The following is a 1,058-nucleotide window of genomic DNA, read 5'->3' as shown; positions in this document are numbered from 1 at the left end:
CGGTCTCCGTCACGGTCGCGACATAGGGTTTACCATCGATGGTCACCGTGACCTTTTGTCCCGCACCGTTAACGCCGGTGCTGCCGCTCAGCACCTGATCCACCCCCGCCTCAGAGGCATTGAGCTTGCCGTCAATAAACGGGGTATTCAATGTCACGTTGAACGTGGTGTGCGTGACGATATCCAGGGTGCCGCTGGCGCTGGCGGGGTTTCCGGCGCTGTCCGCAGCGCTGATGCTGACCTGTACGCTGCCATCATTCAAACTTGCCAGCGCATTGGCAGGAATAGTTGCACTCCACAGCCCGCCCGCTAAGGTGGTGCCGGTGGTGGTGTAGCTGCCAATGGTGATGGTGAGCGTGGTGTTGGCGGGCAGGTTGGTGTAGCTGCCGCCTATGGTACCGCCAGCTTGCAGTTCGGCCAGATTGAGCTGGTTGTCGGTAAACAGGGTGTTCACGGTAAGCGTGGGCAGCGCCTGGGTTTTCAACGCAATATTCAGCGTATCGCTGCTGCTGTTACCCGCACTGTCGGTGGTTTTGGCGGTCAGAGTGGCGGTGCCATCCCCCAGCGCCAGCAGATCGCTGGCGGAGAGCGTGGTTTGCCAGACGCCGTTGCTGTTGGTGACGACGGTGTAGACGCTGTTGCCCACGGTGAGGGTAACGTGCAACCCCGCTTCCCCTTTACCGCTGATCGGTACACCCGCCAATGCGGTTGCCAGACCGATATCGCCGGGCGTGACCAGCGCATCAATTTCCAGCAGCGGCGGAGTGGTGTCCACGGTGATGCTGTGGCTGTTGCTGGCCGGGTTTTGTGCAATATCACTCACGTTGGCGCTAATGGATTGCTGACCCTGTGGCAGCGCCTGCACATCGTTGGCGGGCACCGTGGTGCTCCAGGTACCGTCGCTGCCGACCGTGGCCAGATAGGTTTTGCCATTCAGCGATACGCTAACGCTACGTCCCGGTGTGACATGGGCGGTTGAGCCGCTGATGGTCATTGGGCTGCCGGCGTCCTGTGCGTTGATCACATCGTCTCCAGAAACGGTGGAGATAGCGATGGTG

At 60.7% G+C, this 1,058-nt stretch carries 1 protein-coding gene; it reads right to left on the bottom strand.

The features are described 5' to 3' along the window. Positions 1-1,058 (bottom strand): Ig-like domain-containing protein (locus J5224_RS29615; RefSeq protein ID WP_264628640.1); only part of this gene is annotated, 1,058 nt, incomplete at both ends.

It is taken from the genome of Candidatus Symbiopectobacterium sp. NZEC135, assembly GCF_025962695.1.
The sequence above is the reverse complement of the archived record's forward strand: the minus strand, read 5'-3'. Positions and strand labels throughout refer to the sequence as shown.